This window comes from Rhizobium sp. 1399 (assembly GCF_031455475.1).
Classification (GTDB): domain Bacteria; phylum Pseudomonadota; class Alphaproteobacteria; order Rhizobiales; family Rhizobiaceae; genus Rhizobium.
In genome coordinates, this window is the sequence record NZ_JAVDSU010000005.1 from 340,602 (window position 1) to 365,738 (window position 25,137).

Below are 25,137 nucleotides of genomic sequence, written 5' to 3' on the forward strand. Positions count from 1 at the left end.
TTCTTACGCAATGCCTCAGATACGCTGTTTTACCGTTGCCAGCGCGCGCTTGAAAGCCTTGGCGAAGCTCTCCCGATCGTCGGGATTGAGGAAGGAGCCGACATCCGTACGTTTGCCCTCCCCGAAAATATGCATGGAGAGAATGCCGATTTCCTGATGCCGCCGCACGAGGAAGCGCGTCCAGAATGGATTGAAGTGGTGCTCGATCATACGGCCGGACGGAGAGAACTTGCGCACGGACACATCTGTGCGCGAAACCGTCACCTCTTCCCGCACCCTGCCGGATCGGTAGCTCAGCCAGAAGGCGCCGTAGAGCAGCAGGAAATCCAGCCCGAAAAAGAAGCCGATCGGCCAAGCACCGGTGACGATGAAAAACATGCTGTACACGAAGCAGATGGCGCCGGAAACACTGAGCAACACCTTGAAGCCCTTCCGGCCGAGCGAGCGGTAGGGAAAGAGTTCGGCTGCGAAAACAGGCTGATCGTTACGGCTGTCGGCGTTGCTTTCCATCATGGCCAGTGAGTATAGATTTTCCATGGCGAATCCGAAACTCAAATCCGTTACCAAATCGTCGCAAAACTCGAATGTGATCGTCCGCCGCAAGCCAGCGGCGGCGGTGAAAACCGCCTATTCATTGGCCGAGCGCGAGGAAATCTTCCGGCGTTTCTCCATCCAGCGTCCCGAGCCGCGAGGTGAGCTGGAACACACCAATCCCTTCACCCTCGTCGTGGCAGTGGCACTCTCTGCGCAAGCGACGGATGCCGGCGTCAACAAGGCGACTCGCGCGCTCTTCAAGATCGCCGATACGCCGCAGAAAATGCTCGATCTTGGCGAGGAGAAGGTTCGCGAATACATCAAGACGATCGGCCTATACCGCAACAAGGCGAAGAACGTCATCGCGCTTTCGCAGATGCTGGTCGATGAATTCGGCGGCAAGGTGCCGGAGACGCGCGAGGAACTGGTTCGCCTGCCGGGCGTCGGCCGCAAGACCGCCAATGTCGTGCTCTCCATGGCCTTCGGCCAGGCGACGATGGCGGTTGACACCCATATCTTTCGCATCGCCAACCGCATTAGGCTGGCACCCGGCAAAACGCCGGACGAGGTTGAAGATCGGCTGATGAAGGTGGTGCCGAAGCAATACCTCTATCACGCCCATCACTGGCTCATCCTGCATGGCCGCTATACCTGCAAGGCCCGTCGCCCGGAATGCGAACGCTGCGTGATCGCCGATATCTGCAAGTCGCCGGAGAAGAGCGGCGATATCCCCGCACCGCTGGTCGAGCTACCGCCGCAGGTGATCGGCGAGGCCGTCGAGTAGGGCAGCGATCCCCCGCTCGTAGTCCTCACGACTGCCGCCTGCTTCGATGGCGATCGCCGCGCGATCGAAAGCCGCTGACAGCATCGTCGTCAGTGGTCCGAGCAAAGCACTGGCCTGCGGCAGCAAGGCTTCGAGCCCTACCCGCAATGTCGCCTCTGCACTCTCGACATCGATCTGCGCAGTCGCGGGCAAGCCGATGACCGCCGGCGCCTCGAGCAGAAGCAGCCGCGTCCGCCCTTCCACTTCCATTGCATCGAAATAGGCGGCCGCGCCTTCAAGCAGCGCGTCACGCGGTTCGGTTTGCCGCTTTGTGCGCCGCTCGATCTCGTCGGCGACATCAGTCGCCTCCCTTTCAATCACGGCCCGGAAGAGCGCTTTCTTGTCTTCGAAGTGATGATAGAGCGCACCGCGCGTGACACCGGCCTGTGCCACGATATCGAACGTGGCCGTCTCTGCATATCCCTTCTCGACGAAAAGCCGGCGCGCGGCATCCATCAGGGCCTGCCTGGTCTGTTCGGTTCTTTCGCGATTGCTGCGGCTCATCACTCCTCTTTACATACAATCTGCCTGTATGTTAAATACAAAAACATACAGAGTGTACGTAAAATCAAAGGAGGAAAGACGATGAAATCGACGAGCTATTATCCCGTCATCATGACGGACGATGTTGCCGGCACTGCGGCCTTCTATTGCTGTCATTTCCGCTTTCAGCCGCTGTTCGAAAGCGACTGGTATGTCCATCTGCAATCGACGGAGGATGAGCATGTGACGCTTGCCGTGCTCGACGGCAGCCACGAAACCATCCCAGCCGCCGGCCGCGGCAAGGTTTCCGGCCTTCTCCTGAATTTCGAGGTTGAGGATGTGGACGCGATCTACGCCGTCTGCACAGAGGCGGGGTTGCCGATCCTGCGCGAGATCCGCGACGAGGATTTCGGCCAGCGCCACTTCATTACCGCCGATCCCAACGGCGTCTTGATCGACATTATCAAGCCGATCCCGCCGAGCGCCGAATATGCGGCTATGTATGAGACGACAGCGCTGCCCGGCTAAAGCAATTCCAGCAAAAGTGTCGCGCGGTTTTGCGTTCGGAATTGCGTGAAAAACTAAGCTCGGAAATCGGGATCACGCGCCGAGATCAGCTTATGCAGATGCACCATCATGCCGGCGGCAAAGAGCGGCGTGAGCAGATTGACGATCGGGATCGCCAGGAAAAGCGCAATCACCAGACCGCCAAGAAAGACGGTCGGGCCATGCTTGGCGCGAAACAGCCGCGCCTCCGGCGGCGAACGGAAGCGCATCGCCGCGAATTCGAAGAATTCCCGCCCGAGCAGATAGCCGTTCACCAGGAAGAAGGCCACGATATTGACGCCGGGAATGAAGAGCAGGAAGAGCGCGATAATATTGCCGATGATCACGACGCCGAGGAATTTGATCGAGCTCGCCATCGCAGGGCCGAGCGGCATGGCCTTGCCCAGCGCATCCTGTGGATAGTCCCTTTTTTCGATCACCTCGGCGACATCGTCGAGAAAGAGGCCGGCAATCAGCGCCGTGACCGGCGACAACAGCAGCGCCAGCCCGAGCGCAAGGCCGATCCCGGCGGCAATCAGGAAAACGAAGCTGAGCCAGCCGGCCCAGTCGGGCATCTCGGGAAAGAACCCGACCACCCAGGGAAATATAAAACTGATGAACAGGCCGCGCAGCGCAAACCACAAGCCGATCAACACCAGCACCGTCAGTCCCAGAACCTTCCAGAAAGCCGACCGGGTCTCCGACGCAAACAGGTTGGCAAGCGAAAGGCGAGCGGCGTCAAGGATCATTCTCTGGCGTCTCCGTTACGCAGCGTGATGTAGGGAGCCGGTGCCCTCCCGGCAAGTCAGTTGAAAATTACATGCTTGAATAGAAAACTTGTCGAAAATTACATGCTAATATATAGTTCGTAATGTTGGAAATACGTGTGGGCCTAAGAAGAGCTTCCGGAAAATATTAAGAAACAAGGATTCGGCTCTGCATGAATCCGCGGAAGGCCTCTGAGGAAATGGGGGAGGCTGCGACGTGGAAGACTTTGTAGAGAAGCTTAGGCAATACGCGAAATCCGGCACGCCTGCCGAACGACGCATCGCGAAATATTTCACCGAACATTTGAACGATCTGCCGTTCGAAACCGCTGCGTCGGTTGCCGACCGGCTTGATCTTTCGCCGATGACGGTCGGCCGTTTCCTGCGAGCGCTCGGCTACCAGGGGCTGGACAGCGTCAAGGTGGAGATCCGCGAGACGGCAACGACCTCACCCGTCCAGTTCCAGAGCGCGATGACCGAGCTGCAGACGGATGCATCGGAAGGCAAGCCGCTCGCCGTTCTCGTGGCGGAGCAGATACAAGCGCTGCATCACATCTATCATCTGACCGCACAGCCGCATTGGGGTGAAGCCGTCGCGATGATCGGCGCCTCCAGAGAGGTTTTCGTCGCCACCCATGCCAGACTTGCCGGCTTCTCCAATCATTTCTGCCAGCGACTGACGCTGGCCCGCGACAGCGTGCGTGCGATCGACGGCGCGGGTAACCGCTTTACGGAGCTTTTCGCCCGTTCCTTCGTCGAGGACGCCGTGCTCGTCATCATCGATTGCCGGCGCTTCGCCAGGTCACGACTGCTTGCGCGCACTGCCCGGCGTTACGGCTACAAGGTGATCCTGATTTCCGCTCAGCATGCGGACTGGCTGCCAGAACAATCAAACGTCGTCCTGCCTTTGCCGCCTGCCCGTGCGCCCGACATGGATAACCTGCCGCCGCTGATCGCCTTGCTCGACTGTCTGTCCGAGGCGGTCATTTTGGGCGCCGGCGAAGAGGCGAGCCAGCGGCGCCGACGCATGGTGGAATTTGCAGCCATCCTCGGCGAAACGGCAAATCGCTGAACTATTCCACCGCTTCCAGTTCCGCCCGATGGCGATACATGGCAAGAAACCGGCGATAGTCGCGGTCGTAAAGCGCCTGCTTGCTCCTGTCGGGAAGCCGCACAGAGCCGCCAGGATACATCGCCTTGCCAGCCGTCGCCAAATCCTTGTGTAAGCCGCAGGCAACCGATGAGGCGATCGCGGTGCCGAGCAGTACCGCCTCGTTCATGTCAGGTACGATGACCTTGCAGCCCGTCACATCCGAATAGAGCTCCATCAGAACGGGGTTCTTCACATGCCCGCCGGCCACATGCAGCGTATCCGGCACGTAGCCGTGATCTCTCATCTTTTCGAGGATGTGGCGGATGCCGAGCGCAATCCCGACCGCGGTTCGCCAATAGAGCGCGCAGAGCCCGTCAAAGGACGTGTCAAGCGTCAGGCCGCTGATGACGCCGACAGCATGCGGGTCGGCCAGTGGTGACCGATTGCCGTGAAAATCCGGGAGAACGAAGATCCGCGCACCAAGCGCGTCACCCTCTTCTGTTCTGAGTTCAGCGATGCGGGCGACGATCCTTTGATGCAGCGCAGCGGTCGGCTCACCGCCGGCCGCGTGCATGCGCACGATATGATCGAGCAGCGCACCGGCGGCCGATTGGCCAGCCTCGACGAGCCACGATTGCGGAAAAACCGCCTCGTAATAGGGGCCCCACATTCCCTCGCTCGGCTTTCGCTCGAGGGAAAAGGCGACGATGCAGCTCGATGTTCCTGCAATCAATGCAAGCTGCTGCTCGAGCTTCGCCGGATTGCCAGCATAGCCGCTGAGTGTACCAAGGGCGCCGGCATAGGCATCGATCATCCCGGCCGAAACATGGCAATCGGTGGTCAGGCCCAACGCCTCGGCGGCCTGCGGCGTCAGTTTAGCGATGCTCTCCCCAACTGCCACCGTCTCCTCCGGCAGCCTGCCGCGCGGCAATAAATCCTCAAGACCGATCTGCTGCAGGAAATCCTCCTGCCAGCCCCTCTCCTGATGAGCTAGGTAATTCCATTTGGCCGTCAGCGTGCAGCGGGATCGGGCAGGCGAACCAGTTGCCTTCCAGGTCAGGAAATCGGCAAGGTCGAAGAAGTATCCGGCTTTCTCCCAGGTCGCCGGCAGCTTCTTCTTCAGCCAGATCAGCTTGGGCATTTCCATTTCCGGCGACATGACATTGCCGGAATGTTCCAGCACTTCATGCTTCGTCGCCGTACAGAAATCGGCTTCCTTCAGCGCCCGATGATCGAGCCAGACGATCGTATCGAACCGCGTTTCGCCGCCGGTGGAAACGCTGATCTGTCTTCCTTCGGTATCGCGCACCACAAGCGAACAGGTGGCGTCGAAACCGATCGCGCCGATAGCGGCAGCACCGATGCCGGACTGGCCCATAGCCCTACGCACGGCAGTGCAAACGGCCGACCATATATCCTCGGAATCATGTTCGGCATGGTTCTCGCGCGGCCGGTTCATGACGATCGGATGTTCAGCCTTGGCAAGCAGGCGGCCATGCGTATCGAAGACACCGGCGCGTGCGCTGCTCGTGCCGATATCCACCGCAACCACATGATCACGCATCAATGCTGAGTCCCGTCCAGCTTTTGTTTGCGGACAAGGTGTATCAATTCCGGCATGGCGTCAAACACGACTTCCGGTGAAAGACGGTCGAGTTCTTCACGGTAGCCGGCAAAGTTTGCATGCGAGCCGCCGGTAAAGGCAAAGACCGTCATGCCCGCCGCTTTGGCTGCAGCAATACCCGCCGGACTGTCCTCGATGACGATGCAGTCACGAGGCTCCACATGCATCTGGTCGGCCGCATAGAGGAAGAGATCAGGCGCTGGCTTGCCGCGCTTGACCATGCTGGCGCTGAAGATGTTCGGCAGCTTCGGCAGCAGCCCGGTGACAGAGAGCGACAATTTGATCCGCTCGACCTGGCTGGACGAGGCAACACAACAGGGAAGGCCAAGCGCATCGATCGCATCGCCAATACCTGGCATGGCCTTCAGCTCGGTGCGGAAACGGGCATAGAGATTGGTGCGGATGCTTTCCAGGAATTCCTCGTTGGCATGCACGTTGAATTCCGTCTCCAATATGGAGATGAGGGTTGCGAGGCTCTTGCCGAGGAAGCGTTCATAGGCCTGGTCCTCGGTAATCGTCACGCCGAGATCGGCCATCGCCTTGACGAGAACGCTGATCGAAATCGGTTCGCTGTCGACGAGCACGCCGTCGCAATCGAAGATGACCAGCCGTGGTTCAGCATCAGCCATGAAAGACCCAACCTGAGTTCAGTTCGGACGCAACCGTCCTGCTTTGTCCGCAAGGCCGGGATGGCGGCAGAAATGCCGCCATCGTAATTCCTTACACTGCGAGCTTGCCGTCGAGATAGAGCTGCAAGGTTTCCTTCGTGCCCTTTTCCCACAAGGTTTTCAGCGCATGGGCGAAACGCTTGCGGAAAAGATCTGATTTCGCCACGTCGCCGAAAATATCGTCAAAGACGAGGAAGGCCGCCGGATCGTCCTTTGCCTTCACCGCTGCCTCATGCAGACGGTCGGCGCTGGCATCGTTGAAGACGATCTCCTTGCCGCTGTCACTCTTGCCGAAGAAGTAGCGGCACCACAGCGCCGAGACGAACGCGAGGCCGACGACATCCCTGCCCTGACGAAGATTATCGAGCGTCGAGGGCAGGATGAATTTCGGCTGGCGGTTGGAACCGTCCTGCGCCAGCCGCGGGATCGTGTCGGCGATCTTCGGATTGAGGAAGCGGTGCTCGATCAGCTTGAAATAATCGGCGAGCGACGTATCCGGCACCGACGGCACGATGGGGATGATTTCGTCGTTCTCGAGCTTGGCGAGGAAGGCGCGGATCAGATCATTCTCCATCGCCTCATGTACGAAATGAATATCCATCAGCGCCGCCGGATAGGCGATCGTCGCATGGCCGCCATTAAGGATGCGGATCTTCATATGTTCATAGGGCGTGACATCGGGCACGAAGGTAACCCCGACCTTTTCAAGCGCCGGGCGGCCCATCGGGAACTTGTCTTCCAGCACCCACTGCTTGAACTCTTCGCAGTAGACCGGCCAGTTATCCTCAATATCGAAATTCTCCTTGAGGAAATCGATCTCGCGCTGGCTGGTTGCCGGCGTGATGCGGTCCACCATGCCGTTCGGGAAGGAGACATTCGCCTTGATCCAGTCGGCAAAAGCCGGATCGGAAAGCTTCGCCGTGCCGACGACGGCATTCGCAGTGACGACGCCATTATGGGGAATGTTGTCGCAGGACATGACGGTGAAGGGCTCGATGCCCTTGTCTTTACGCGCCTTCAGGCCGGCAACGATCAGACCGAAGACCGTTTTCGGCGTCGCCGGGTTCTGTCCGTCGGCGGCAATCGCCGGATGCGCCGGATTGAACTTGCCCGAGGCATCGATGAAGTAACCGCCTTCGGTGATCGTCATTGAGACGATCCGGATCTCAGGATCGGCAAGCTTGGCGATGACAACAGCGGGTTCACCGACCGGCAGAATATCGATCATCGGCCCAGTCACGCGCGCCGCCGTCTTGTTGTTGTCCTGCTCGACGACGGTCGTCAGGAAATCCTGCGCCGCGAGCTTGTCACGCATGGCCGCATCCGAAGGCAGGACGCCGGCGCCGATGATTGCCCAGTCGTGGTCACTGCCGGCGTTGAAGAGGTCGTCGAGATAGATCGCCTGGTGGGCACGATGGAAATTGCCGACGCCGAAGTGCACGATGCCGGCTTTCAGCGACGCCCGCTCATAGGCCGGAATGGCTGCAGTCTTTGCTGCCTCGGCGAGCGTTGCCAGCGATAATTTGCACGTCATGTTTCAGTCCTCTTGAAGGTCTTGCGAAAGGGCTTTCGCCCTTCCGGTAGCGCGGGCCGGACGAGACCGCCCGGTCCGCATATCTGCCCCCAGCCGGTGGCCGCCTCAGATGGCGAGGCCGCTCTCGTTGAATTTATGGATGCGCGTCTTGTCCGGCGTCAGGTAGACCGTGTCACCGGCCTTGGAAGCAAAATCGCCGTTGCTGCGCGCCGTCACCATCCCGATACCCTCGACATCGACATGCAGGAACGTATCGGAGCCGAGGTGCTCGGCCACCGTGACCCTGCCCTTCCAGTCGCCACTTTCGGTCGACAGCAGCACATGTTCGGGACGGATGCCGATCGTGTGCGCACTCATCTGCGCAGCATTCTGGCCCTTGATGAAGTTCATCTTGGGTGAGCCGATGAAGCCTGCGACGAAGAGGTTTCGCGGGCTGCGATAAAGCTCCAGCGGCGAACCGACCTGCTCGATGTTGCCCCTGTTGAGCACCACGATCTTGTCGGCCATGGTCATGGCTTCCACCTGATCGTGGGTGACGTAGACCATCGTCGTCTTCAGCTGCTGGTGCAGCTCGCTGATTTCGATGCGCATGTTGACGCGCAGCGCCGCATCGAGGTTCGACAGCGGCTCGTCGAAGAGGAAGGCCGAAGGCTGGCGCACGATGGCGCGGCCGATGGCGACGCGCTGACGCTGGCCGCCCGAGAGCTGGCGCGGCTTGCGATCCAGATAATCGCCGAGATTCAGCACGCGCGCGGCATCATCCACCTTGCGGTCGATCTCCGCCTTGTCCATGCCGGCCATCTTCAGCGGGAAGGCAATGTTGTTGCGCACGCTCATATGCGGATAGAGCGCGTAGGACTGGAAGACCATCGCCAGACCCCGCTCGGATGGCGCCTTCTCGGTCGCATCCTTGCCGTCGATGACGATCTTGCCGCCGGAGACATCTTCGAGGCCGGCGATCAGGCGCAGCAGCGTGGACTTGCCGCAGCCCGACGGGCCGACGAAGACGACGAATTCGCCGTCCCGGATATCGAGATCGATCGAAGGGATGACCTTGGCCTCGCCGAAGACCTTCGAAACCTTTTGAAGGGTAATACTGCCCATGTTTCTCTCCCTATGATCTTATTTCACCGCGCCAAAGGTCAGGCCGCGGACAAGTTGTTTCTGGCTGAACCAGCCGAGGATGAGGATCGGCGCAATCGCCATGGTCGAAGCCGCCGAAAGCTTGGCGTAGAACAGACCTTCCGGGCTCGAGTAGGATGCGATGAAGGCGGTGAGCGGTGCGGCCTTGGAAGCCGTCAGGTTCAGCGTCCAGAACGCTTCGTTCCAGGCAAGGATAATGTTGAGCAGCAGCGTCGAGGCAATGCCCGGCACCGCCATCGGCGTCAGCACGTAGATGATTTCCTTGGCGAGCGAGGCGCCGTCCATGCGGGCGGCTTCCAGGATTTCGCCGGGGATTTCCTTGAAGTAGGTGTAGAGCATCCAGACGATGATCGGCAGGTTGATCAGCGTCAGAACGATCACCAGACCGGTGCGCGTATCGAGCAGGCCCGAATTGCGGAACATGAGGTAGATCGGGATGAGCGCGCCGACGGGCGGCATCATCTTTGTCGACAGCATCCACATCAGCACATCCTTCGTCCGCTTGGTCGGCGCAAAGGCCATGGCCCAGGCGGCCGGAATGGCGATGATGAGACCGATCAGCGTCGAGCCGAAGGAGATCACCACGGAATTCATGAAGTGGCTGAGATAGTTTGAGCGGCTCTGCACCTCCGCATAGTTCTCCGTCGTCCAGTGGAAGAACAGGAACTGCGGCGGCGAGGCGATGGCATCCGCCTCCGTCTTGAAGCTCGTCAGGAACGTCCAGAGGATCGGGAAGAAGATCAGGATGCCGAGCGCCCAGGCGATCGCGGTCATGATGACCTTGCGTTGGGTAGTAACCTTCCTAGCCATCTTAAGCCTCCAGATTCTTGCCGACGAGGCGGACGAGGAAGATCGCGACGATATTGGCGAGCACGACGGCAACGATGCCGCCTGCGGATGCCCCGCCGATGTCGAACTGCAGCAGCGCCTGGACATAGACGAGATAGGTGAGGTTCGTGCTCTGCGTGCCCGGACCGCCATTGGTGGTAACCAGGATTTCGGCAAAGACCGACAGCAGGAAGATCGTCTCGATCAGGATGACCACGGTGATCGCTCGGGCCATGTGCGGCAGGATGATGTAGATGAACTTCGAGATCGGGCCGGCGCCATCCATTTCGGCCGCTTCCTTCTGCTCTTCGTCAAGCGACTGCAGCGCGGTAAGTAGGATGAGCGTGGCGAAGGGAAGCCACTGCCAGGCGACGATCAGGATGATGGAGAACAGCGGCACGCTGGCCAGCCAGTCGATCGGCTGCAGGCCGACAGCCTTCGCCATATAGGCGAAGAGGCCGTTGACCGGGTTCATGAACATGTTCTTCCAGACGAGCGCCGCCACCGTCGGCATGACGAAAAAGGGCGCGATGACCAGAATGCGCACGATGCCCTGGCCGTAGATCGGCTGATCGAGCAGAAGCGCGAAGAGAATGCCGCCGACCACGGTGATAACAAGCACGCCTGCAACCAGAACCAGCGTGTTGATGAGCGCGGCAAAGAAGGCCGGGTCGGTGAGGAAGTATTGGTAGTTTAAGAGACCGACGAAATTCTCCATGCCCGGGCTGAGCAGATTGTAGTTCAGCAGGGAGAAGTAAATCGTCATCGCCAGCGGGACGATCATCCACGCGAAGAGCAGCACCACGGAAGGTGCTATCATCAGGCGTGCTGCGGAGCGAGTGTGGAACGTTGCCATAGCAATCACCGGTCTGATCTGAAGCGGAAATGGCTGCGAAACAGCTTTAAAAAAGCGGCCGCCGATGCAGTTCGGGCAATCGGCGGCCCAGAGGTGCGGAATGTCAAGCATTCCGTACGTCTCAGGAGGTTTTTACTTGATGTAACCCGCCTTGGTCATTTCGCGGGTGGTCAGCTGCTGCGCGCTCTGCAGGGCCTGGTCGACCGAGATCTGGCCGGCAAGAGCTGCAGAAAACTGCTGGCCAACGGCCGTGCCGATGCCCTGGAATTCCGGGATCGCCACGAACTGGACACCGACGTAGGGAACCGGCTTCACAGTCGGCTTGGTCGGATCGGCGGAGTTGATGCTGTCGAGCGTCATCTTCGCAAACGAAGCGGCCTTCTGGTAGTCCGCACTGGCATAGAGCGAGGTGCGGGTGCCGGGAGGTGCGTTCAGCCAGCCTTCCTTTTCGGCGACGAGGTTGGTGTAGTCCTTGCTCGTTGCCCAGGCGATGAACTTCTCGGCTGCTTCAGACTTCTGAGAGCCTGCCGGGATGGCGAGGTTCCAGGCCCAGAGCCAGTTGCCGCGCTTGCCGAGGCCCTTGTCCGGAGCCAGCGCAAAGCCGACCTTGTCGGCAACCTGCGACTGCTTCGGATCGGCCACGAAGGAAGCAGCAACCGTTGCGTCGATCCACATGCCGCACTTGCCGGTCTGGAAGAGCGCCAGATTTTCGTTGAAGCCGTTGGAAGAAGCACCGGGAGGGCCGGCTTCCTTCATCAGGTTGACGTAGAAGGTCAGCGTGTCCTTCCACTCCGGCTGATCGAACTGCGGCTTCCACTGTTCATCGAACCAGCGGGCGCCGAAGGAGTTCGACATAGCCGTCAGGAAGGCCATGTTTTCGCCCCAGCCAGCCTTGCCGCGCAGGCAGATGCCGTAGATTTCCTTGTCCTTGTTGGTGATCTTCTTCGCAGCATCTGCGATCAAGTCCCAGGTCGGCGCGTCGGGCATCTTCAGGCCGGCAGCGTCGAACAGGTCCTTGCGGTACATGACCATGGAGCTTTCGCCGTAGAACGGAGCTGCATAGAGCTTGCCGTCCTGGCTGATGCCGCTGCGGATTGCCGGCAGCAGATCGTCCACGTCATAGTTGGCGCCGAGGTTGTCGAGCGGCAGGAGCCAGCCTTTCTTCGCCCAGATCGGAACTTCATAGGTGCCGATCGTGAGCACATCGTACTGGCCGCCCTTGGTCGCGATGTCGGTCGTGACCTTCTGGCGCAGAACGTTTTCTTCGAGAGTTACCCATTCAAGGTCGATACCGGGATTCTTCGCCTTGAAGTCGTCCGTCAGCTTCTGCATCCGGATCATGTCGCCGTTGTTCACGGTCGCGATTGTCAGCGTTTCGGCCGAAGCCATGCCGGCAAACGCCATTGCCGAGCAGGCGCCCAGCAGGAGAGTTCTCAATGTCATATCTTCCTCCCAGAAGATGAGTGTGAGCATTCGCTTTGCTCATGGGCAATTACTCATCAACAGAGAAAGTTTGTCAATTGGCAATCGTTGCTGCGATGCCGAACAATTGATTTATGTTATTGATTTAAAATGACAATATTTTTGCTCAACTACCGAGCAAAAACTCAGCCGTCTCTTCGTCGGTAATCAAACCATTCACCTGATGGCCTGTGATGGCAGCTCTGATCGCCTTGAACTTGCGCTTGCCCTTGGCAATTCCGATGACCGTGGACGAATCGCGCGGCGGGATGGGAGCGGAAGCAACACGCTCGTTGATCGGGTTGTCGAGCAGCCTGCCGTCCACGTCGAAAATCCAGCCGCAGATCTCACCTACAGCGCCGCTGCGCATCAGTTCCATCATCTCGTCTTTTTCGAGGAAACCATCGACGCAGAGCGGGCCGTCAATGCCGAGTTCGCCGATACCGACGAAGGTCACATCCGCCTGCGCGCTGATCGCCAGCGTCGAGCGCACGAGTTGCTGACCGTGCAGAAGCTCCCGCTCCTCGGCCGAGGTGACGAGAACCGGCAGCGGCATCGGATAGTGCCGCGCCTTGACGGCATCGGCCATGCTGAAGATGACGTTGTAATAGGCCGCCGAACCGTCCGGCGCGATATTGCCCGTCAGCGAGACGATGCGGTGATTGGGACATTCGATCGCCGGCAGCTGGTCGACAGCCGCTTTCAGCGTTCGCCCGGTGCCGACGGCAAGCACGATCGGATCGGGGCGTTTCAGCCAGCGCTCGATTTCGGAAGCAGCCGCTTCGGCAATGCCAACCGTCGTCGACGATGAGCCGGGATCGCTCGGAACGATCTCGACATGGCGCAGACCGAATTTCTTGCGCAGCTGGTTGCCGAGTTCAAGGCAGGCAGCAATCGGGTGGTCGAGCCGTACCTTGATCAGCCGCTCGGCCACGGCAAGCGAAACGAGCCGCTGCGCCGACTGGCGCGAAATACCCATCGAGGATGCGATTTCATCCTGTGTGCGGCCGGCGACATAATAAAGCCAGCCGGCGCGCGCCGCATCGTCCAGCCGTCCGGAAGTCTCCGCTCTTTTTACCATCTATCGCCGCCGATTAATTTCTTTGAGTCTATCTGGCGCCAGATCAAAACAAAAATCGGGCAAATGTCGAGGGCGTTGAAAAAATGAGCAACCGCTTCCTTATCCAAACCACTGCATGACGATGTAGATAGCCGCCTTGACGAGACCGTAGATCACCCCGCCGGCAACGATGAGCGAGACGGCCGTCATGGCAAAGCCGAGAAGCGAAAACAGCCCGTCTCGGCCAAGAATGGCAAACGCGAAGACCGAAATCGCAATCGCCGGCAGGATATTGCCGAGTGGCACCGGCAGCACGAGAACGATCGCCAGCACCAGACAGCAGAAGCCCGCCAGATATTCCGCCGGCGGCTCGACGAAAATGCTCAATCGTGGCTGCAGCATACGCTCCGCCCAGGCAAGCCAGGGATGAATGCGTCCGACGATCGTCTCGAAATCCTCCCGCCGCATGGAGCGCGCCGCAATCGCCTTCGGCAGCCACGGCTTCAGGCCGAAGGTAAGCTGTGCGGCAAGGAAGATCAACGGTGCTCCGAGCAGCGACGAGGTGCCAGGCGGCGTCGGAAAGGCGTTCGGCAGCGCAAAGATCAGCATCAGCGCGCCGATCGCCCTGTCGCCCATCGTCTGGAACAGGTCGCCGATCGACAGGCGTTCGCGGCTTCGATCCGCCGCCATCTGTCGCAGGATGGACGACAGGCGCTTGCCTTTCGGACGCGGCCTGCGGGCGGTGGTTCTGTGAGTTTCGGTATTTTCGATTGTCATGAATCCGGCGTCGGAAGGGTGAATGATAGGAAGCTTGCCCATGCAATATGCCAATAGCATGACCTTGGCGGATGAAATTATCAGCTCATAACGATCAGGCTTTGTTCATTTATCGAATAATCCTTGTAATTCACCGCCAAGAGTGCGAGCAGACGCCGAGCACAGACAATTGGCAGACATCAGATGATTATTTCATTCGATATCGGAGGCTCCGCCATCAAGGGCGGGATTGCGCGTTCGGAATCCGACATCGTACCGCTTGGCCGCCGCCCGACCCCCAAGGATGACTTCCCGGCTTTCGTCGAGACGCTGAAGAGCATCATCGCCGAGACCGGCGAACAGCCCTCGCGCATTGCGCTCTCGATTGCCGGTGTCGTCGACCCGGACACGCAGCGCCTCATCGTCGCCAATATCCCCTGCATCCACGACCGCAACCTCGCCGCCGACCTGGAGGATGAACTTGGCCTGCCTGTGCTGATCGCCAATGATGCCGATTGTTTCGCCATGGCGGAAGCCGAACTCGGCGCCGGTCGCGGCCATCGTATCGTTTTCGGCGCCATCCTCGGTACTGGCGTCGGCGGCGGCGTCGTCTCAGATGGTCGCCTCATCAATGCGTCGGGCGGCTTTGCCGGCGAGTGGGGCCATGGCCCGATCATCGCATCGCAGGCCGGCACTCCGCCAGTTGCCATCCCCGCCTATGCCTGCGGCTGCGGCCAGAAGGGCTGTGTCGATACCGTCGGCGGCGCGCGTGGTCTGGAACGCCTGCACAAGACGCTGCACGATCTCGACTTCTCCAGCGAGGAAATCATCGCCAACTGGCGCAATGGCGAGGAAAAGGCCAATCGCACGATCGACGTCTATGTCGATCTCGTCGCCTCGCCACTAGCACTCGCCATCAACATCACAGGCGCAACCATCGTGCCCGTCGGCGGCGGTCTTTCGAATGTGGAGCCGCTTCTGGCGGAGCTGGATCAGGCGGTGCGCGCTCGTATCCTGCGGAAATTCGATCGCCCGCTGGTCGTGCGCAGTGAATGCCGTATCGAACCGGGCCTAATCGGCGCGGCACTTCTGGGCCTCAAGGCTGAAGCTGCATAGTGAAATTCCAATAAAACGGTGCGGCGCTTTGCTGGATCGCGTAGAAACAGAGTTCTAAAGCGTCGGCCACATCCGGACGATCGCGGCAAAGCGCAGCCAGTCCTTCCGCAGACAGGGAGTCCAGGCCGCCTCGGCGATGGCCGGCAGCCGCGGGAAGACCAGCCTGTTGAAATAGGCCCGCGAGACGAAATTCTCGCCCCATATACAGGCCTGGATACCGCGCATCCGCTCTCTCAGCTCCTCCGGCAATTCGCCTTCGGCTTCGTAAGCATAGGTCTTTTCCGGTGGCGTGAAGCCGGCCCAGCTGGCACCCGGCTCTCCCCAGTCTTCGGCCTGCGCCATGTCGAGATAGTAGGCCTGACCCGGCGTCATGACGATATCATAACCCTCACGTGCCAGCTCGATGCCGACTTCAGGTTTTTCCCAGGCCATCAGCAGCGTGCCCACGCGATCGACGCCGCCGCCCTGAGAAACCTCGTTCCAGCCGGCAAGCTTCTTGCCGCGCTCGGCAAGCATCGCCTTGATCCGCCGGAGGAAATAGGATTGCAGTTCGGCCGTGCCCGCAAGCTTCTCACGCTCCATCAGCGTTCTGCAAAGCGGCGAGGCAAGCCAGGAGCCATGTGGCACCTCGTCGCCGCCGATATGAATATATTCGGACGGAAAGAGCGGGAGCATTTCGTCGAACACTTTGCCGAGGAACTCATAGGTGAATTCGACCGCTGGATTGAGCGCATTGTTTGGATATCCCTGCACCGACCGGTAGCCGTCCGGCGCCTCTTGTCCATCGACGAGCTGCGGTAGGGAGAGAAGTGCTGCGGAGCTGTGACCGGGTATATCGATCTCCGGCACGACTTCGACACGCAGCATGCCTGCATGAGCAACGATCCCTCGGACATCATCCTGGCTGTAAAATCCTGAACGCGGCTCCGCGCCATCGCCGAGCTGCGGCAACAGAACTTCGTCAGGCCCGCGCTTTGCACCGATCTCCGTCAGCTCAGGATAGGCCTTGATCTCCAACCGCCAGGCTTCATCGTCGGTCAGATGCCAGTGAAAAATATTGAGCTTGTTCCAGGCGAGGATATCGATCAGCCGCTTGATATCAGGGACCGGATAAAACTGCCTGCTGACATCGAGATGACAGCCGCGCCATGTGTAGCGGGGCTGATCGGCGATAGTGCCGAAGACCGGGAACTGGAAGGTTTCCGGATCATGGCGCGCTCCATGCAGCAGTTGCGCAAGACTGATCAGCCCGTAAAGCAGCCCTGCCGCATCATCGGTACCAAGAATGATCTCCTGTGCCGTGAAACGCAGCTCATAGGCCGCCTCCATGATCGAGGATTCCCCCTTGAAGCGGATCTGTCGGCCCCCCTGAATCGGCTGCAGCGTGAAAGGCACGTTGTCCGCCGGAAAGAGCCGCTGATAGAGGGCGAGCACCTTCTCCACGGCCCTGATATTCTTGGCACTCGAGCCGGCTGCCGGATAAAGTGCGACGGGCGGCACATCGCCCGGCCGCAGCGACAGGTGTAGGGGCCAGGGCAGCAGCGAATATGGCTCAGTCACCTCACCCTTCGGCAGAAGCTCTGGCAATTCGCCGCGCTCCGCACCATCGAGCATCAGATCGCCAAAGCTGACGGGCACGTGCCGGCCATCGGCTAGCGTGAGGTAGGCGGATTTGATGCCCGACGTGACATGTTTCGGGCCGTTCGTCAGGCCTTCCACCGTAAACTGCCAGCTGCCACCTGGCTTGATGGTGAGCCCCTCGGGCGGAGAATACTCATGAAAATTCGCCACACGCCGCCTCAGTGTCGCACCCTCGGCGACATGCTCGTCCGCCACGCGGGTTAATGACGTGTAGGCAAGCGTAAAGCCGGACAGCGGCTTGGCGGACAGATTGAATAGCGTGAAGGTGAAACGCCCAAAGCTTCCTTCGACCGGACTCCAGCTCGCTTCCAGACGGTAATCGGCCACGGTCATACCTCCCTCCAGCTTATATAGAGCGATCTTTACTCCCGTTTAGCGCCACCGTCTTCTCGGCCGCTGGAAAATATCAGGCTGTACCGGCTACCTGCCGAACCCTATGGGCCGAAACAAAAATGGCGCGGCCTCGACCGCGCCATTGCCTCATTCGGCTGCCAATGCCGGCGGATGATGGATATCCCCATCCGCCTCTTCCTGGTTGGCATTGGCATGTTCGTTATTCCTGGCCTTCGGCTCACGACCGAAGAACAGGGCATAGCCGGCCGGCAGCACGAGGATGGTCAGCACGGTGGCGACCAGGATGCCGCCCATCATGGCGTAGGCGAGCGGACCCCAGAAGACGCCGCGCGAGATCGGGATCAGCGCCAGCACGGCCGTCAGCGCCGTCAGCGTGATCGGCCGGAAGCGGTTCACGGCAGCCCCGATGATCGCCTCCTGCCTGTGCATGCCCGCCTTGATGTTCTGGTCGATCTGGTCGACGAGAATGATCGAGTTGCGAATGATGATGCCGAGCAGTGCGATGACGCCGAGGATTGCCACGAAGCCGAAGGGGGCGCCGCTGATCAGCAGGGCCGAAGCCGCGCCGATGATGCCGAGCGGACCGGTGGCGAAGACCAGCATCGCCTTGCCGAAGTGCTGCAACTGGGCCATCAGCAGGATCATAATGACGACGAGCATGATCGGCGCCTTGGCCGCGATCGAGGCCTGGCTTTCGGCCGAATCCTCGGCACCACCCTGGATCTCGATCTTGTAGCCGGCAGGCAGGCTGTCGCGCAGGTCCTGCATATCGTTATAGAGCTTGGTCACGACGTCGTTCGACTGGACATTGTCGGGCAGGGTTGCACGCACCGATATCGTCGGCAGGCGGTCGCGCCGCCATTCGAGACCCTGTTCAACGACAGGCACGACCTTGGCGATCTGTGAGACCGGAACGAAGCCGCCGAAATCCGTCGGCACATAGACCGAGTTGACGGCCGAGAGCAGCGAACGGTTCGCGTCCGGCTCGCGGGCGACGATCGAGACCGTCTCCTCGCCGTCGCGGAAATCGTCGAGCGGCGCGCCGGACATGGCGGTCTGCAGCATCTGGCGAACGCGCTGCGAGGTGACGCCGAGTGCGCGGGCACGGTCCTGGTCGATGACCAGCTTCATCGCCGGCACCGGCTCCAGCCAGTCGTCATGGACAGCACCGAGTATCGGATCCCTGGTGAAACGCTCCTTCACCTGATCGGCAATCCTGCGCACTTCGGCACGATCCGGACCCATCACGCGCATCTGCACCGGCCAGCCCGTCGGCGGGCCGAGGAAGAGACGATCGACCTTGCCGCGGATGTCGGGGAAATCTTCCGCGAGGATCGTCCTGAGCTTGGTGATCAGCCGCTCGCGGGCCGGCTCGTCATTGGCCATGATCAGGAGCTGGGCATAGTTCGGGTTGCTAAGCTGCTGGTCGAGCGGCAGGAAGAAGCGCGGCGCGCCTTCGCCGATATAGGTGGCGATGAACTTCTTGTCGGGATCGTCCATCATCTTGGCTTCCAGCGCCTTGGCCTCGACTTCCACCTGCTTGATGCTGGTTCCCTCCGGCAGCCAGAGATCGACGAGGATTTCCGGACGCGAGGACTGCGGGAAGAAGTTCTGCGGAATGAACTGGAAGCTCCATAGGCTGGTGACGAAAGTGGCAAGCGTCAGCGCAAGTACGATGACGCGATGGCGGACCGCCCAACCGACTGTACGACGCAGGCCGCGATAGAAGCGCGTGTCGAACACGTCATGATGATCGCCGCCCGCATGTTTGCGCTGCTTGAGGATCATGTAGCCGAGCCAAGGCGTGAAATAGACCGCCACGAACCAGGAGGTCACCAGCGCAATGCCGACGACATAGAAGAGCGAGCGCACATATTCGCCGGCCGTCGATGCCGCAAAGCCGACGGGAATGAAGCCGGCCGTGGTGATCAACGTACCCGTCAGCATCGGGAAGGCGGTCGAGGAATAGGCGAAGCTCGCCGCGTCGATCTTGACGAGACCTTCCTCGAGCTTTCGCTCCATCAGTTCGACGACGATCATCGCATCGTCGACCAGCAGGCCGAGCGCGATGATAAGCGCGCCAAGCGAAATGCGCTGCAAGTCGATACCGAGCTCGTACATGATGGCAAAGGTCGCAGCCAATACCAGCGGAATGGCGATAGCGATCACCAGACCCGAGCGCCAGCCGATCGACAGGAACGAGACGATGAGCACGATGGCAAGGGCTTCGCCGAGCGCATGCATGAATTCGCTGACTGCGTCGGTCACGACGTCAGGCTGGTTGGAAATCTGGTCGACAGAGACACCATAAGGCAGCGAGTCCTCGAAGCGCTTGTAGGTCGCGTCGACGTCCTTGCCGACGTCGGTGACCTTGAAGCCCTTAGCCATGACGACGCCGACCTGCACGCTGTCGTGACCATTATAGCGGTACTTGCGCTGGTAGGGATCTTCGAGGCCGGAGGTGACGGTGGCAATATCGCCGAGGCGTGTCACCTGATTGCCGGAGCGCAGCCGCAGTTCGCGGATATCTTCCACCTTGTGGACATTGCCTTCGACCGAGATGCGCACCGAACGCAGACCGGTATCGACATTGCCCGCAGGATCGACGGCATTCTGGCCCTTGATGGCATTCTGCAGGTCGAGGATCGTCAGACCGCGCTCGGCGAGCGCCTTGGAGGAGACGTCGATATAGATCTTCTCCGGCTGGTCGCCGATGATGACCGCCTTTTCGACACCCGGCGTTGTCAGCAGCATGTCACGCGCCTGGATCGCGTACTTTTTCAGCTCAGGATAGGAATAGCCGTCGCCGCTGATCGAATGCAGCGTGATGAAGGTATCGCCGAATTCGTCGTTGAAATACGGGCCGAGCAGGCCCTGCGGCAGGTCGCCGCTAATATCGCCGACCTTCTTGCGCACCTGGTAGAAGGCATCGGCCACTTGGGCGGAATCCGTATCACCCTTTACCTGCACCGTGATGATCGTGCTGCCGGCACGTGTATAGGACTTTACCCAGTCGAGATGCGGGGTTTCCTGCAGCTTGCGCTCGATCTTGTTGGTGACCTGGTCTTCCATATCCTGAAGGGAGGCGCCCGGCCAGAGCGCTTGGACGACCATGACGCGGAAGGTAAAGTCCGGATCTTCCTTCTGGCCCATGCGCGTCAGGCCGAGCACGCCGGTGATCAGGATCAAACCGAAAAGGAAGCGTGCGATGCCCGGATGGCCGATCGCCCAGCGCGAAAGATTGAAGGGGCGCTTTTCAGTGCTGTTGGCGTCCATGATCCTGTTCCCTCTCCTTGAGCCGTTCAGCGGACGGCTGCGTCCGTTTCGGCCGAAGCCGATTGCTGATCGGGAAGCTTGACCTTCAGGTTTTCGCTCATGAATTGGGTACCAGCGGCAACGACGAGATCGCCATTGTCGAGCCCATTGGTTACGCGCACGCCATCACCAGTGAAATCGGCGACCTCGATGCCACGGGAGTGTACGGTCGCCGTCCCGCGATCGACGGTCCAAACGACCTTCTTGCCGTCCTTTTGCGCCAGCGCGCTGAGCGGAATGGAGACATAGGTATCGCTGTTGCTGACATCGGCCTCGATCGTCGCCGTCATGCCGAGCAGCACGCGCGGGTCGTTCGGCAGGCTGACACGCACAGCGAAGGTGCGCGACTGCTGGTCGGCGCTGCCCGCGACCTCGCGAACGGTGCCATCAAGCACAAGCTTGTCATCGGACCAGAAGCTCGCCTTCACGGTTTTGCCGGGCTTGAACTGGGCGATATCGTTTTCCGGCACCGCGATCTGCACTTCCTTCTCGCCATCGACGGCAACGGCAACGACCGGCGTGCCGGATCCCATGACCTGTCCGACATCGGCATTGATGGTGGTCACGATACCGCTATGGTCCGCCTTGAGTTCCGTGTAGCTCACCTGGTTCTTCGCCTGGTCGAGCGCGGAAGCGGCAGCATCCCGGCTCGAAATCGCCTGGTCATGGCTGAGCGAAGCCTGCTCGACCTGGGATTTCGGCGCGACATTCTTGTCGAACAGCTGCTCGGCGCGGCGGTTGACGAGATCAGCGGTCTCGACGGCTTTTTCGGCAGCGGCGAGATTGGCGTCGGCAGTCTTCACCGCAAGCTGGTAGTCGGTCGAGTCGATCCGTGCGAGAACGTCACCCGGCTTCACCTGCTCGCCGATATCGACGAGACGCTCGGTGATCTTGCCGGCGACGCGGAAGCCAAGGTTCATTTCCGTGCGCGCCCTTACCGATCCGGAATAATCCAGCGTACGGGTATCGCCGGCCTTGGCGATTTCGACCACCTTGACCGGACGGATAACGTCCTTGACCTCTGCCTTTTCTTCCGTGCAGCCGGCGACGCCGAGCCCGACCGCGCTAAGGAGCGCGAGGCTCATGACGGACGGCACGCGGTTGCTGAAGGTCTTGAGCGAAAACATCTTTCGCACTCCTGATCGTTTCGGGTTTTTCTTGACGGTCTTTGCCGCGCTTATTTTCTGAGTGCCCTGATCGCGAATTCGATCAGTTCGTCCACAGCCGCCCGGTTTGTCTTGGCAAGACATTGGGCAACCATTTGCGGGTGGCAGAGATTGATGGTCGCCGCTCCGAAGCAGCGAGAGGCGACCTCGGGATCCTGGTCGACGAATTCACCGGCAGCGATGCCGTCGCGGATAACGTCGGCAATCAATGCGTGAATGGAGTCGATGTGCTTCTCGATGACATGCCAGTCGCGTTCGATCGCGACGATCACCATCTCATGCACTTTCTGCTGATCGAGCATGGTGTCGAGCGTCAGCTGGTACTGGCTGCGCACGTACTGACGCAGCCGGTCGGAAGCGCTGATCTTCTGATGGCAGATATTGGCTGCAAGCTCATAGCTCATCGCCAGCATGCGTCCGCAGATCGCCTGGTGGATCTCAACCTTGGAGGCGAAGAACCGGTAGATATTGGCAGGCGACATGCCGAGGTCGCGGGCCACATCCGCGACGGTCGTCTTGGAATAGCCGTAGTGGCGGAAAAGCCGCTCGGCCGCATCCAGGATGCGGGTGATATTTTCCTGCCGTGTGACGTCCAGCGTGTTTTCCGCGATGTCATTCATGGTTTCAGGCCCGATATTTACGACTGACGAATTTTGAATTTCGTCAGTCGTAAAACATCATCCTTCATTTGTCAAGGATTTTGCGATGCAAACGAAAATGCCGCAGCCTGGGCAGGCCGCGGCATCGCAACGAAAACAGGTTTGAAAGATCAGGTGAGCTTGACGTCGAGCGTGATCGGAACGGCGGAAAGTGCCTTGGAAACCGGGCAACCAGCCTTCGCCATACCGGCGAGTTCTTCGAACTTCGCCTGGTCGGCGCCGGGAATGCTGCCCGATAGCGACAGGTGGATGGCGGTGATGGCAAAGCCGCCTTCGACGCTTTCCAGCGTCACCTTGGCCGAGGTTTCCATGCGGTCGGCCTTCAGGCCGGCTTCGCCGAGGATCAGCGACAGCGCCATAGTGAAGCAGCCTGCATGGGCAGCGCCGATAAGCTCTTCCGGGTTCGTACCGGCAATGCCTTCGAAGCGGCTTGCGAAGCCGTAGGGATAATTGCTCAACGCGCCGCTCTGGGTCGAGATCTGCCCCTTTCCGTCCTTGAGACCACCCGACCACTGGGCCGAAGCTGTACGATTGATCTGCATGCCGTCCTCCTGTTTCGATTGATTTTCGAAGCGTTGCGCCGCTCCACCGCGAAGGACATTCTGCCCTTACGACCGGCAATATAGTCCTCTATCCGCGGAAGACGACACCAGATTGAATGTCAATCATCATACAAGAGCATTGTTTATGTATGATGATTACTTTAAAAGACCGGTCACGAGGAGCCTTTCGATGCAGCCTGCAGCAAGACGCGACGAAAAGAGCTCGGCACCCGAGCGCCGGCCGCGCGTTCGCCGTAACGTCACGGCGGCGATTGCCGAAGATATCTGCGCCAACCGCTATGCCGTTGGTACGCTGCTGCCGCGCGAAAACGATCTCTGCGAACTCTACGGCGTCAGCCGCACCGTCATCCGTGAATCCCTGAAGGTTCTGGAATCCAAGGGACTTGTGCGCGGCAAGCCGCGCGTCGGCACCACCGTCTGCGACAAGGACGACTGGAATATCCTCGATCAGGATGTGCTGGAATGGATGGGACCGCATCTGCGCGATTTCGACTTGCTTGCCAGCATTCTTGAAGCCCGCCGCACCATCGAGCCGGCTGCCGCCGAATATGCTGCAAGCCGCGCGACCGCTCAGGAAATCGCCAATCTCGACGATGCCTGGCAGCGCATGCAGTCGGCGAACGACGATTCCGAGGCCTTCACCGAGGCCGACCTCCTCTTCCATACGGTGCTTCTCAAGGCGAGCCATAACCAGGTCTTCCATCGCCTCTCCAGCGCCATCCATGCCGCCCTGAAATTTGCGCTCCACGCCTCGAACCTCGCCATGCCTGATCACCGCGAGGCGCTTGCCCTGCATGGCAAGGTAGTCGAGGCACTGCGTCTGCGGGACGCGGCGGGCGCGCGCGATTGCGTCAACCGAATTCTCGACCTCGCCAAACGCGACCTGACCGCCGCCGGCCGAACGAGATAACGAAATAACAGAACTCAGAACAATATCGGCGGCTCGGCCGCTGATGGGAACACGAAGCGAAACGAGAGCACGATTTCCATGAAGATCACCAAACTGACCACTTACATCGTCCCGCCGCGCTGGCTGTTTCTGAAAATCGAAACCGATGAGGGCATCGTCGGCTGGGGCGAGCCGGTCGTCGAAGGTCGTGCTCTAACCGTCGAGGCCGCCGTTCACGAGCTCGCCGACTATCTTGTTGGCAAGGACCCCTTCCTGATCGAAGACCACTGGACAGTCATGTATCGCGGCGGCTTCTACCGCGGCGGCGCCATCCACATGTCGGCAATCTCTGGCATCGACCAGGCGCTTTGGGACATCAAGGGCAAGGCACTCGGGCAGCCGATCCATTCGCTGCTCGGCGGCCAGGTGCGCGACCGCATCAAGGTCTATTCCTGGATCGGCGGCGACCGCCCCTCCGACGTCGCCCGCAACGCCAAGGACGTCGTCGCCCGCGGCTTCAAGGCGATCAAGCTCAACGGCTGCGAAGAGATGCAGATCGTCGATACCAACGAGAAGATCGACAAGGCGGTCGAGACTATTGCGACCATCCGCGAGGCGATCGGCCCGCATATCGGCATCGGCGTCGATTTCCACGGCCGCGTCCACAAGCCGATGGCAAAAGTGCTCGCCAAGGAGCTCGAGCCCTACAAGCTGATGTTCATCGAGGAACCGGTCCTCTCAGAGCATCGCGAAACCCTGAAGGAAATCGCCAATCATTGCTCGACACCGATCGCGCTCGGCGAACGCCTCTATTCCCGCTGGGATTTCAAGTCGGTTCTCTCCGACGGCTATGTCGATATCATCCAGCCCGATCTTTCCCATGCCGGCGGCATCACCGAATGCCGCAAGATCGCCGCCATGGCCGAAGCCTATGATGTGGCGCTCGCTCCGCATTGCCCGCTCGGTCCCATCGCGCTCGCCGCCTGCCTGCAGGTCGACGCCATCTCCTACAATGCCTTCATCCAGGAGCAGAGTCTCGGCATCCACTACAACAAGGGCAACGACATCCTGGACTACATCTCCAACAAGGGAGTCTTCCAGTACGCAGACGGTTTCGTCTCCATTCCGCAAGGCCCCGGCCTCGGCGTCGAAGTGGACGAAGCCTATGTCATCGAGCGCGCCAAGGAAGGCCATCGCTGGCGCAACCCGATCTGGCGCCACGAAGATGGCAGCTTCGCCGAATGGTAATCAGAAGGGC

The 25,137-nt window shown here is 60.1% G+C and carries 23 protein-coding genes; 6 read left to right on the forward strand and 17 right to left on the reverse strand.

Annotation, left to right across the window (positions count from 1 at the left end; translation table 11 throughout):
* Positions 1–15 precede the first annotated feature (15 nt).
* Positions 16–513 carry a DUF2244 domain-containing protein gene (locus J2X71_RS19035; RefSeq protein ID WP_310383994.1) on the reverse strand — a complete coding sequence of 166 codons (498 nt, stop codon included), beginning with the start codon at positions 511–513 and terminating at the stop codon, positions 16–18.
* Between the two features lie 22 nt (positions 514–535).
* On the opposite strand from J2X71_RS19035, the gene nth reads away from it, so the two are divergent.
* Positions 536–1,318: an endonuclease III gene (nth, locus tag J2X71_RS19040; RefSeq protein ID WP_310383862.1), complete on the forward strand. Its 783-nt coding sequence runs from the start codon at positions 536–538 to the stop codon at positions 1,316–1,318.
* Here the strand turns inward: nth and J2X71_RS19045 are convergent.
* Positions 1,283–1,861 (reverse strand): TetR family transcriptional regulator, encoded by a 579-nt coding sequence (locus J2X71_RS19045; RefSeq protein WP_310383864.1) that lies wholly within the window; start codon positions 1,859–1,861, stop codon positions 1,283–1,285. The genes nth and J2X71_RS19045 overlap by 36 nt on opposite strands.
* A gap of 81 nt (positions 1,862–1,942) precedes the next feature.
* Between J2X71_RS19045 and J2X71_RS19050 the strand changes: the two genes are divergently transcribed.
* On the forward strand, positions 1,943–2,368 hold the full coding sequence (locus J2X71_RS19050; RefSeq protein WP_310383866.1) for a VOC family protein: 426 nt from the start codon (positions 1,943–1,945) through the stop codon (positions 2,366–2,368).
* Positions 2,369–2,421: 53 nt separating this feature from the next.
* Here the strand turns inward: J2X71_RS19050 and J2X71_RS19055 are convergent, their stop codons facing one another.
* A complete protein-coding gene (locus J2X71_RS19055) occupies positions 2,422–3,135 on the reverse strand; it encodes a sulfate transporter family protein (protein WP_310383868.1) in 714 nt (237 codons plus the stop codon).
* Positions 3,136–3,370: 235 nt separating this feature from the next.
* Between J2X71_RS19055 and J2X71_RS19060 the strand changes: the two genes are divergently transcribed.
* A complete protein-coding gene (locus J2X71_RS19060) occupies positions 3,371–4,225 on the forward strand; it encodes a MurR/RpiR family transcriptional regulator (protein ID WP_310383870.1) in 855 nt (284 codons plus the stop codon).
* Position 4,226: 1 nt separating this feature from the next.
* On the opposite strand, the gene J2X71_RS19065 is transcribed toward J2X71_RS19060, so the two are convergent.
* The 9 genes from J2X71_RS19065 to J2X71_RS19105 form a co-directional block, all read right to left on the reverse strand.
* Positions 4,227–5,810, reverse strand: a complete 1,584-nt coding sequence (locus J2X71_RS19065) for an FGGY-family carbohydrate kinase (RefSeq protein WP_310383872.1) — start codon at positions 5,808–5,810, stop codon at positions 4,227–4,229.
* Positions 5,810–6,499, reverse strand: a complete 690-nt coding sequence (locus tag J2X71_RS19070; protein WP_310383874.1) for an HAD family hydrolase — start codon at positions 6,497–6,499, stop codon at positions 5,810–5,812. The genes J2X71_RS19065 and J2X71_RS19070 overlap by 1 nt, the downstream gene beginning before the upstream one ends.
* Before the next feature lie 91 nt (positions 6,500–6,590).
* Positions 6,591–8,072: a mannitol dehydrogenase family protein gene (locus J2X71_RS19075; protein WP_310383876.1), complete on the reverse strand. Its 1,482-nt coding sequence runs from the start codon at positions 8,070–8,072 to the stop codon at positions 6,591–6,593.
* Positions 8,073–8,177: 105 nt separating this feature from the next.
* Positions 8,178–9,176: an ABC transporter ATP-binding protein gene (locus J2X71_RS19080; protein WP_310383878.1), complete on the reverse strand. Its 999-nt coding sequence runs from the start codon at positions 9,174–9,176 to the stop codon at positions 8,178–8,180.
* A gap of 18 nt (positions 9,177–9,194) precedes the next feature.
* On the reverse strand, positions 9,195–10,025 hold the full coding sequence (locus tag J2X71_RS19085) for a carbohydrate ABC transporter permease (protein WP_113325006.1): 831 nt from the start codon (positions 10,023–10,025) through the stop codon (positions 9,195–9,197).
* Position 10,026: 1 nt separating this feature from the next.
* A complete protein-coding gene (locus J2X71_RS19090) occupies positions 10,027–10,899 on the reverse strand; it encodes a sugar ABC transporter permease (protein WP_310383880.1) in 873 nt (290 codons plus the stop codon).
* Positions 10,900–11,031: 132 nt separating this feature from the next.
* Positions 11,032–12,342, reverse strand: a complete 1,311-nt coding sequence (locus J2X71_RS19095; protein ID WP_310383882.1) for a sugar ABC transporter substrate-binding protein — start codon at positions 12,340–12,342, stop codon at positions 11,032–11,034.
* Between the two features lie 145 nt (positions 12,343–12,487).
* The gene (locus tag J2X71_RS19100) at positions 12,488–13,441 is read right to left on the reverse strand and encodes a sugar-binding transcriptional regulator (protein ID WP_310383884.1); all 954 of its coding nucleotides are present in this window, start codon (positions 13,439–13,441) and stop codon (positions 12,488–12,490) included.
* A gap of 99 nt (positions 13,442–13,540) precedes the next feature.
* Positions 13,541–14,119, reverse strand: coding sequence for an exopolysaccharide biosynthesis protein (locus tag J2X71_RS19105; protein ID WP_310383995.1), 579 nt, complete (start codon positions 14,117–14,119; stop codon positions 13,541–13,543).
* 261 nt (positions 14,120–14,380) lie between these two features.
* On the opposite strand from J2X71_RS19105, the gene J2X71_RS19110 reads away from it, so the two are divergent.
* Positions 14,381–15,292: an ROK family protein gene (locus tag J2X71_RS19110; protein ID WP_310383886.1), complete on the forward strand. Its 912-nt coding sequence runs from the start codon at positions 14,381–14,383 to the stop codon at positions 15,290–15,292.
* Between the two features lie 54 nt (positions 15,293–15,346).
* Here the strand turns inward: J2X71_RS19110 and J2X71_RS19115 are convergent, their stop codons facing one another.
* From J2X71_RS19115 to J2X71_RS19135, 5 genes are all read right to left on the reverse strand, one after another.
* Positions 15,347–17,260, reverse strand: coding sequence for a family 20 glycosylhydrolase (locus tag J2X71_RS19115; protein WP_310383997.1), 1,914 nt, complete (start codon positions 17,258–17,260; stop codon positions 15,347–15,349).
* 153 nt (positions 17,261–17,413) lie between these two features.
* Positions 17,414–20,563, reverse strand: a complete 3,150-nt coding sequence (locus J2X71_RS19120; RefSeq protein WP_310383888.1) for an efflux RND transporter permease subunit — start codon at positions 20,561–20,563, stop codon at positions 17,414–17,416.
* Between the two features lie 26 nt (positions 20,564–20,589).
* A complete protein-coding gene (locus J2X71_RS19125) occupies positions 20,590–21,729 on the reverse strand; it encodes an efflux RND transporter periplasmic adaptor subunit (protein ID WP_310383890.1) in 1,140 nt (379 codons plus the stop codon).
* 50 nt (positions 21,730–21,779) lie between these two features.
* Positions 21,780–22,388 carry a TetR family transcriptional regulator gene (locus tag J2X71_RS19130; protein WP_310383892.1) on the reverse strand — a complete coding sequence of 203 codons (609 nt, stop codon included), beginning with the start codon at positions 22,386–22,388 and terminating at the stop codon, positions 21,780–21,782.
* Between the two features lie 149 nt (positions 22,389–22,537).
* Positions 22,538–22,969, reverse strand: coding sequence for an OsmC family protein (locus tag J2X71_RS19135; RefSeq protein WP_310383894.1), 432 nt, complete (start codon positions 22,967–22,969; stop codon positions 22,538–22,540).
* A 190-nt stretch (positions 22,970–23,159) separates the two neighbouring features.
* Between J2X71_RS19135 and J2X71_RS19140 the strand changes: the two genes are divergently transcribed.
* On the forward strand, positions 23,160–23,900 hold the full coding sequence (locus J2X71_RS19140) for a FadR/GntR family transcriptional regulator (RefSeq protein ID WP_310383896.1): 741 nt from the start codon (positions 23,160–23,162) through the stop codon (positions 23,898–23,900).
* Between the two features lie 78 nt (positions 23,901–23,978).
* A complete protein-coding gene (gene dgoD, locus J2X71_RS19145) occupies positions 23,979–25,127 on the forward strand; it encodes a galactonate dehydratase (RefSeq protein WP_310383898.1) in 1,149 nt (382 codons plus the stop codon).
* The last annotated feature ends 10 nt before the right edge of the window (positions 25,128–25,137 follow it).

What these genes read in the sequence shown, in the direction of transcription:
- J2X71_RS19135 (WP_310383894.1), bottom strand. Translation starts at nt 22,969, where the DNA reads ATGCAGATCAATCGTACAGCTTCGGCCCAGTGGTCGGGTGGTCTCAAG.
- J2X71_RS19090 (WP_310383880.1), bottom strand. Translation starts at nt 10,899, where the DNA reads ATGGCAACGTTCCACACTCGCTCCGCAGCACGCCTGATGATAGCACCT.
- J2X71_RS19070 (WP_310383874.1), bottom strand. Translation starts at nt 6,499, where the DNA reads ATGGCTGATGCTGAACCACGGCTGGTCATCTTCGATTGCGACGGCGTG.
- J2X71_RS19075 (WP_310383876.1), bottom strand. Translation starts at nt 8,072, where the DNA reads ATGACGTGCAAATTATCGCTGGCAACGCTCGCCGAGGCAGCAAAGACT.
- J2X71_RS19035 (WP_310383994.1), bottom strand. Translation starts at nt 513, where the DNA reads ATGATGGAAAGCAACGCCGACAGCCGTAACGATCAGCCTGTTTTCGCA.
- J2X71_RS19065 (WP_310383872.1), bottom strand. Translation starts at nt 5,810, where the DNA reads ATGCGTGATCATGTGGTTGCGGTGGATATCGGCACGAGCAGCGCACGC.
- J2X71_RS19120 (WP_310383888.1), bottom strand. Translation starts at nt 20,563, where the DNA reads ATGGACGCCAACAGCACTGAAAAGCGCCCCTTCAATCTTTCGCGCTGG.
- J2X71_RS19080 (WP_310383878.1), bottom strand. Translation starts at nt 9,176, where the DNA reads ATGGGCAGTATTACCCTTCAAAAGGTTTCGAAGGTCTTCGGCGAGGCC.
- J2X71_RS19140 (WP_310383896.1), top strand. Translation starts at nt 23,160, where the DNA reads ATGCAGCCTGCAGCAAGACGCGACGAAAAGAGCTCGGCACCCGAGCGC.
- dgoD (WP_310383898.1), top strand. Translation starts at nt 23,979, where the DNA reads ATGAAGATCACCAAACTGACCACTTACATCGTCCCGCCGCGCTGGCTG.
- J2X71_RS19095 (WP_310383882.1), bottom strand. Translation starts at nt 12,342, where the DNA reads ATGACATTGAGAACTCTCCTGCTGGGCGCCTGCTCGGCAATGGCGTTT.
- J2X71_RS19050 (WP_310383866.1), top strand. Translation starts at nt 1,943, where the DNA reads ATGAAATCGACGAGCTATTATCCCGTCATCATGACGGACGATGTTGCC.
- J2X71_RS19045 (WP_310383864.1), bottom strand. Translation starts at nt 1,861, where the DNA reads ATGAGCCGCAGCAATCGCGAAAGAACCGAACAGACCAGGCAGGCCCTG.
- J2X71_RS19110 (WP_310383886.1), top strand. Translation starts at nt 14,381, where the DNA reads ATGATTATTTCATTCGATATCGGAGGCTCCGCCATCAAGGGCGGGATT.
- J2X71_RS19100 (WP_310383884.1), bottom strand. Translation starts at nt 13,441, where the DNA reads ATGGTAAAAAGAGCGGAGACTTCCGGACGGCTGGACGATGCGGCGCGC.
- J2X71_RS19125 (WP_310383890.1), bottom strand. Translation starts at nt 21,729, where the DNA reads ATGTTTTCGCTCAAGACCTTCAGCAACCGCGTGCCGTCCGTCATGAGC.
- nth (WP_310383862.1), top strand. Translation starts at nt 536, where the DNA reads ATGGCGAATCCGAAACTCAAATCCGTTACCAAATCGTCGCAAAACTCG.
- J2X71_RS19085 (WP_113325006.1), bottom strand. Translation starts at nt 10,025, where the DNA reads ATGGCTAGGAAGGTTACTACCCAACGCAAGGTCATCATGACCGCGATC.
- J2X71_RS19130 (WP_310383892.1), bottom strand. Translation starts at nt 22,388, where the DNA reads ATGAATGACATCGCGGAAAACACGCTGGACGTCACACGGCAGGAAAAT.
- J2X71_RS19055 (WP_310383868.1), bottom strand. Translation starts at nt 3,135, where the DNA reads ATGATCCTTGACGCCGCTCGCCTTTCGCTTGCCAACCTGTTTGCGTCG.